The sequence below is a fragment of the Daejeonella sp. genome (assembly GCF_037719425.1).
Classification (GTDB): Bacteria; Bacteroidota; Bacteroidia; order Sphingobacteriales; family Sphingobacteriaceae; genus Daejeonella.
The window spans coordinates 1-7,470 of the sequence record NZ_JBBJNI010000182.1 but is presented as its reverse complement, the minus strand read 5'-3'; the positions used below and the strand labels follow the sequence as shown (position 1 = coordinate 7,470).

General features: G+C 41.4%; 5 protein-coding genes. All 5 read left to right on the top strand.

Going from position 1 to position 7,470, the window contains the following annotated elements; genetic code table 11:
• The first annotated feature begins 78 nt into the window (after positions 1-78).
• Positions 79-618 (top strand): bifunctional pyr operon transcriptional regulator/uracil phosphoribosyltransferase PyrR, encoded by a 540-nt coding sequence (gene pyrR, locus WKF69_RS17625; RefSeq protein WP_340383545.1) that lies wholly within the window; start codon positions 79-81, stop codon positions 616-618.
• On the top strand, positions 618-1,556 hold the full coding sequence (locus tag WKF69_RS17620; protein ID WP_340383543.1) for an aspartate carbamoyltransferase catalytic subunit: 939 nt from the start codon (positions 618-620) through the stop codon (positions 1,554-1,556). The genes pyrR and WKF69_RS17620 overlap by 1 nt, the downstream gene beginning before the upstream one ends.
• Positions 1,557-1,685: 129 nt before the next feature.
• Positions 1,686-4,709 carry a tetratricopeptide repeat protein gene (locus WKF69_RS17615; RefSeq protein ID WP_340383541.1) on the top strand — a complete coding sequence of 1,008 codons (3,024 nt, stop codon included), beginning with the start codon at positions 1,686-1,688 and terminating at the stop codon, positions 4,707-4,709.
• 11 nt (positions 4,710-4,720) lie between these two features.
• On the top strand, positions 4,721-6,385 hold the full coding sequence (locus WKF69_RS17610; protein ID WP_340383539.1) for a TonB-dependent receptor: 1,665 nt from the start codon (positions 4,721-4,723) through the stop codon (positions 6,383-6,385).
• Between the two features lie 48 nt (positions 6,386-6,433).
• A partial coding sequence (locus tag WKF69_RS17605; RefSeq protein ID WP_340383537.1) for a hypothetical protein occupies positions 6,434-7,470 on the top strand: 1,037 nt, incomplete at its 3' end.

The following is a 7,470-nucleotide window of genomic DNA, read 5'->3' as shown; positions in this document are numbered from 1 at the left end:
ATTCTCCATTTTCACCTTTCAACTGTCAACTTTCAACTCTCAACTTATTTCCCTACTTTTGCTCAAATCAAAGCACTGATGCAAAACCTTACCTTGCTTGACGGTCATAAATTCCAGATTACCATTCAACGCCTTTGCCATCAGTTAATCGAAAATCACGATCTTTTTACTAACTCAGTCATCATCGGCATACAGCCCCGGGGGATCTTCCTTGCAAAGCGAATTATCGATGAACTTGAAAAGAAATTGCCGATGGCCACCATTAAAAGCGGAAATCTCGATATAACCTTTTTCAGGGACGACTTCCGACGTAAGGACGGTCTCGTTCCTAGCCCCACCGAGATTAACTTCTTCATTGAGGGCAAAAAAGTGATCCTTGTAGACGATGTCCTGTGGACAGGAAGAACCATCCGCGCCGCAATGGACGCGCTGCTCGCATTTGGCCGGCCTGCGAAAGTAGAGCTACTCACGCTCGTCGACCGTCGTTATTCAAGACATTTGCCCATTGAGGCAGACTACATAGGTATTAAAGTAGACACAATAGACTCACAAAAAGTTGTTGTGAGCTGGAAAGAAACAGATAAGGAAGACAAGGTCATCTTACTTTCAGAAAAATAATGGCAGAGAAAGCTCAAACATTAAGCACAAAACACCTCCTTGGTATAAAGGATCTCACTACAAGGGATATTGAATTAATTTTTGAAACTGCTGATACATTTAAAGATGTACTTAACCGTCCGATAAAAAAAGTCCCCTCCTTGCGAGACGTTACAATTGCAAATATTTTCTTCGAAAATTCAACCCGTACCCGCCTCTCTTTTGAGCTGGCACAAAAAAGGCTATCTGCAGACACTGTAAATTTTACAGCCTCATCTTCATCGGTGAGCAAAGGCGAAACATTGATTGACACGGTAAACAACATACTTTCCATGAAGGTGGATATGGTTGTAATGAGACATCCTTACGCAGGAGCTGGTGTGTTTCTCAGCAAACATGTTAATGCACAGATCGTAAATGCCGGAGACGGAGCTCACGAACATCCAACCCAGGCTTTGCTCGATGCTTTCTCTATCCGTGAAAAACTCGGAGAAGTTGCCGGAAAGAAAATAGCGATAATTGGAGACGTACTGCATTCAAGGGTAGCCCTTTCAAACATCCTTTGTCTTAGAAAACTAGGTGCTGAAGTAATGGTATGCGGACCGAGTACGTTGATCCCTAAATTCATCCACACGCTTGGTGTTAAAGTAGAACATGATCTCATCAAGGCGCTAAACTGGTGCGACGTCGCCAATATGCTGCGAATTCAGCTGGAACGTCAGGACATTAAATATTTCCCATCCTTAAGGGAATATTCCATGATGTATGGATTGAACAAACAAATACTTAATTCGCTCGATAAAGAGATAATCGTTATGCATCCGGGCCCAATTAACCGGGGTGTCGAGATCACCAGTGATGTAGCTGACAGCAAGCAATCTATTATCCTTGACCAGGTTGAAAATGGCGTCGCGGTACGTATGGCAGTCCTGTATCTTCTGGCCAGTCAGCGCAACTAATAAGTTTGTCATCTGAATACCATCCGAAAATAATCACCGTTTAATATTCTGTTTTCAACAGTTGTTAATTACTAATGTGAATGCCTAATTCGCTTTAGCTTAATTTAGCGTTAACTATTTTGGTTATTTATGCTCACAAAATACATATTTAAATCGCTCCTTCTCGTTTTAGCCACTTCTCCAGTTCTTGCTCAAAATACTGCTTGGTTTGAATTAAACCAATCGTACAAAAGCGGAATCGAACTCCTCGAAAAAGGCAAGTATGTTGCTGCAGCCGGTCAATTTACACAGGTCGAGCAATCCTCAACCAGATCTTCTGCTGCCGTCGAACTTAACCCAGAAGTAAGCCTTTTAAAAGAAAACGCGCAATACTATCTGGCTCTTTGCGCTCTGGAACTCGGCAATGATGATGCAGAAGGAATGTTCCTTAAATTTATAGCTCAGCACCCGGTCAATAGCAACACCAAGCTGGCATTTTACCAGGTAGGTCGCTCCTATTTCGCTCAAAAGAATTATGAAAAAGTAGTTGAGTGGCTGACTAAGCTGGATAGAAACAGCTTATCCGGAAAGGAATCAGCGGAATACCGATTTAAATTAGCCTACGCCTATTTCGAGCTTAAAGATTATAAGAATGCCGAGCCTCTGTTCGCGCAATTGAAGGGCGAGCAAAATATCTACAATGAGCAGTCTATCTATTACAACGCATACATTAATTATCTAAATAAGAATTACACAGTTGCACTCACGGAGTTTGAACGCCTTAAAGGCTCGAAGGCTTACGAAAACAGCTATCCATATTATATATCGGCGATGTACTTCCTTGACAAGAGGTATGATGATGTTATCAAATACACCGTTCCAATCCTGAAGTCTACAAAGCAGTTATACGAAACTGAGATGTTCCGGATAGTTGCCGCCTCGTATTTCGCCAAGTCAGATTATACTAACGCAGGTATCTATTATCAGAATTTCCAACAAAAAGATCTTGGAAAAACTCAGAATAATCAAGACAATTATCAGATCGGTTATACCTGGTTCAAGCTTAAGGATTATAAAAAGGCTATTGTCGAATTAGAAAAGCTCTCTTCGGCCGATGAATATTTCCAGAACGGGATGATTGCACTTGGTGAATCATTTCTCAAGACAAACAATAAACAAGGCGCCCGTAATGCGTTCTTCAAGGCCTCAAAATTAACCGTAGATAAAGAATTACAGGAAGAAGGTTTATTTAACTATGCAAAACTATCTTACGAGCTTGATTTTCACCAGGTAGCGCTTGACGCAACACAGCTTTTTATCAAAACTTATCCGCGTTCAAATAAACTTGACTCTGCCAAAACTTTGCTTGGAGAGATCTTGCTTTCAACCAAGAATTATAAGGATGCGATCGAAATCCTCGAATCTATTCCAAATAAGAACAAAGAGGCTAAGGAAGTTTACCAAAAAGTAACTTATTACCGTGGCCTGGAATTTTATAATGAGCGTGCTTTCCAAAATGCCATTTCAGCCTTTATGCGTTCAAATGCCAGTGCGGTTGACCCGGACGTCGAGTCACTTTCCACATACTGGCTTGCAGAAGCAATGTACGAAGTGAGGAAATTTGGTGAGTCGGTGGATAATTTTGAGAAGTTCCTCGATATGCCTGTATCCCGTAAAACTGATGTTTTTAATTTTGCTCATTATGCATTAGGCTATGCAGCCTTCGAACATGAAGCCTATCGTAAAGCGGCAACATACTTCAGCCGCTTTTTACAGGGAAATGAAAAGGATCGCAATACTATCAACGACGCTGTCCTTAGACTGGCGGATTCTTATTTTGTTCTGAAGGATTATGGCGATGCGCTAACCTATTACAACCGCATTGTATCTTCAAACGCGACAGGCGAAGATTACGCATTGTTTCAAAGAGGAATGATCCAGGGTCTGCAAGGTCAAAACGATGAAAAGATTGCTACTCACAAGTCCCTGCTTCAGCAATATCCAAGATCAAATTATGCTGATGATGCCGGATTTGAGATCGCCTACACCTATTTTATCAAGAATGACTTTGATATTGCGAAAAATGACCTTAGCGGGCTAATCACAAAATATCCGCGGAGCAGCTACGTACCGCGCGCCTTGATTACCATTGGGCTTGTCCAATTAAACCAGGATCAGGACGACGCAGCTATCGAGACATTTAAACGGGTTGTAAGTGAATACACGACTACCGATGAGGCTAAATTAGCACTTGAATCTATTAAGAACATCTATCTCGAAAGGTCTGATGCTGCTGGCTTTCTATCTTATGCTAATACGACCAGTATAGGAAATCTAAGTACTTCTGAGCAGGATAACATCACTTTTCAGGCAGCAAATAACCGCTTTTTAAAAGGGGACTATCAGGGAACTTTCGAATCAGTAAACGCTTATTTCGATAAATTCCCAAATAAGCCGATCCATGACAAACACGCTAAGTTTATCCGGGCAGAGAGCCTGGTTAAGCTGAACCGTCCGAACGAATCAATTCCTGATTACGAATATATTTTGAACGATTGGACCAGTGATTATACTGAGCGCGCATTGATCAGTATCTCGAAGATCTATCTTTCTCAGAAGAAGTACAATGAGGCTATCGTGCATTTGAAAAAGCTTGAACTGACTTCAGAATATCGTGCACACTATGGTTATGCTATCAATAATCTGATGGAATCATACGCAAATATGAATTTGCCGGATGAAACCTTGCAATATGCTCAGTTCGTAAGGGATTTTGAAAAATCATCGCAGGAAGAGAAACTCAGGGCTGATCTGTATTCAGGTAAAGCAAACCTGGTAACCGGGGATAAAGCAGAAGCTTTAAAATATTTCACATTGGTTGCTGATAAAACTCAGACCGTTACTGGTGCTGAAGCAAAATACAACGTTGCCAGTCTCCAATATCAAAAAGGTGATTTCAAAACTTCGCTTGCCACAGCTTTCGAACTAACCAACAAAATGCCTTCCCATGATTATTGGGTAGCAAAAACCTACATTCTTATTGCTGATAATTACGTTGGATTAAAGGATAATTTCCAGGCAAAAAGCACACTACAAAGTATCATTGACAATTACGAGAGTGACGACGATGATATCCTCGCTATCGCAAAAGGAAAATTGGCAGCAATAAAATAAATAGTAATAAGATGAAGATCCCATTTTTAAGATATACGATTCTGTTAAGCTTCTTAGGCCTGGCTGTTAGTTCTTTCGCACAGGATAAACCTAACCCTACGCCGCCTACAGGAACACTTACTGAAGAAATTGAAGTTGTAAGGCCTTACAAACCAGTTCTCGCAGATGCTGTAAAAATTCGCCGCAGCCCTGATCTCAAAAACGAACAGCCGTACAAACCTGCGCTTACCTACAATATCATTGATAAAAAGCTTGAGCTAAACTCCAATATCAAGGTACTGGAGGCTCAGAAAATGGCCGATGAACAGGAAGTTGTTCTGAGTAATAATTACGCTAAAGGTGCAGCGGGAAGCTCAGGGACAACACTTGGAGAGGTTTACGTTAATACAGGACGAGACCAGGCTTTACAAGCAGGAGCTTTTTTCAAGCACCTTTCCCAGCAGGGCGATCAGGAACGGCAGCAATTTTCAACGCAGCAATTAGGTCTATTTGGCCGTACGGTTTTAGATTCGTATTCACTTTCGGGTAAATTAATGTACGATCGGAGATCTACTTACTTCTATGGATCTAATCCGGTGTCTTCCGCCCTTGTGAATATGGATAAGCAAAGATTTGGTACGATCATCGGGCAGGCAGAACTGATGAATAACTACTCGGAATCCTCGCCCCTGGATTACGCCTTAAACCTGAAAGTTTACCAGTTTAGCAATATTAATGAAGGCAGAGAAAGCACAGTCATTCTGGGCGGATCTGTGAACAAAGCGATAAACCTGCTTAACATTGGACTTAACGCTTCGGCAGATTTTACCTCAGTTAAAGACGAAGCTTACAAAATTGGAAACAGCATTTTAAGAGCTAATCCATATGTAAAGCTTCAGGGCAAAGGATTTTTACTGAACATTGGGGCTAATATCGTCCAGGAGTTTGGAGACAAAAGCAGAACAAATATTTTCCCAGCCGTTTCTGCTGAAATTCCGGTAGTTACCGATTATGCGATCCTCTTTGGAGGAGTGAATGGAGATGTGCTTAAGACTTCACTAAGAGATTTGGCGATGGAAAACCCCTACTTGAGTAAAAACATTTCTATAACTAACTCTGTCGAGAAGATGAATATCTATGCTGGTATTAAAGGAAATGCTGGTGCGGAATTCGGATATAAAGTATTTGGCTTTTACAAAACTGTAGAAAACCTTTTGTTATTCGTTAATAATGCAACTACCATCAATCGTTTCGATGCCATATATGACAACGGTAACAGCAAAATATTTGGGCTGAATGGCCAGTTTAACGTTAAAGCATCCGAGGTTCTCGGTTTGACGGGAAAGGCAGAAATTTACAATTATGAACTGGCCAGTGAAAACGAAGCGTGGTTCAAGCCGACCCTTCGTCTTACTTCAAATGCCCGCTTCGATGTAAATGAAAAGGTGATCATAGATGGCGAGCTGTTGTTTCAAGGTGAGAGCTCTGCGAGAACCCCTGGATCCGCATCGGCTCCCGTTAATATCGTAAACATCAAAAGTTTTATGGATGTAAGCGCTGGTGCTGAATATCGGATCAACAATAAGTTTGGTGTGTTTCTTCGTGCAAATAATTTACTTGGAAAATCTTACCAAAAATATCTTTACTATTCCAGGCTAGGTCTGACCCTGTTCGGAGGAGTGAATTATTCATTCTAACGCTTTGTTTTTGGTGCTTGCGAATTAAAAATTAACTTTACGCTCTGGATGGATATTGGGATTTATATTGCGGATTTGTTGCGAAATCAGGATGAAGTAAGCCTTCCCGGACTAGGAACATTCACTAAAGAAAGAATTCCCGGATCCTACGATAGCACCAGTAATTCTTTCCTGCCCCCTTCATATCAGGTTTCTTTCGCTGATAAATTATCGGACCTTACCTCCTTATCAGACTATATAAGCTTCAAGAAGAATCTTTCTCCCTCATCTGCGGAATACTTCGTTAAGAAATTCACCTCCGGTATTTTAGACGTACTTGGAACCTCCGGCATTGCCGAAGTCAAACCGTTAGGAGTTATTCGGCAAAATAGTGAGACCCTGACATTTGAGCCATCGACAAACTTCGATATTACTGGCAAGTTTTATGGACTAAAACCAATAGCCGATCTTAAGAAAGCTGTTGAGTCGCTTGTAAATGATCCCGTTATACCCGCTACTATTCCAAGCGACTCCATTGAAGATTTCATCAATTACCAAAATCAGGAAGAAGTTCAAAATGAGGAAGTATACGTCGAAGAACCAAAAAGAAATCGTTTTCTATTAATAATCCTAGGCGCTCTCTTATTTGGTATACTTGCAGCAGGTTTGTTATATTTCTTCAATCCACGAGCCCGTAATTTAGTTGACAGCATGCTGCCAGGATATGTGTCAAGTATCCCCGCAGCGTCCGATTCTGCCAATATTAAGAATACCCCCCTTCCTGTATCAATTGATTCAGCAGTTATAAATCAACCTATCAGTCTTCCGGATAGCGCGGTCGTCGATTCCGTGCCAGCCGCAAAACCGGTAAAGAAAGAGGCAGAACCCGTCGTAGTAACGACAACCGTAGAAATTATAGGGGTTGCCTTTAAGAAACGAAGCGACGCAGAAACGTATATCAAAAACATGAAGAAAAGAGGTCTGCAGGCTAGAATTCTTGAGGAAATGCCCGGGACACTGTTTAAAGTTAGTCTGGCGTCGTTTCCTGACATGCAAAGCGCTCAAAAAGAATTAACCCGAATCCAGAAAGAAGTGGAAAAGGAAGC

What these genes read in the sequence shown, in the direction of transcription:
- pyrR (WP_340383545.1), top strand. Translation starts at nt 79, where the DNA reads ATGCAAAACCTTACCTTGCTTGACGGTCATAAATTCCAGATTACCATT.
- WKF69_RS17620 (WP_340383543.1), top strand. Translation starts at nt 618, where the DNA reads ATGGCAGAGAAAGCTCAAACATTAAGCACAAAACACCTCCTTGGTATA.
- WKF69_RS17615 (WP_340383541.1), top strand. Translation starts at nt 1,686, where the DNA reads ATGCTCACAAAATACATATTTAAATCGCTCCTTCTCGTTTTAGCCACT.
- WKF69_RS17610 (WP_340383539.1), top strand. Translation starts at nt 4,721, where the DNA reads ATGAAGATCCCATTTTTAAGATATACGATTCTGTTAAGCTTCTTAGGC.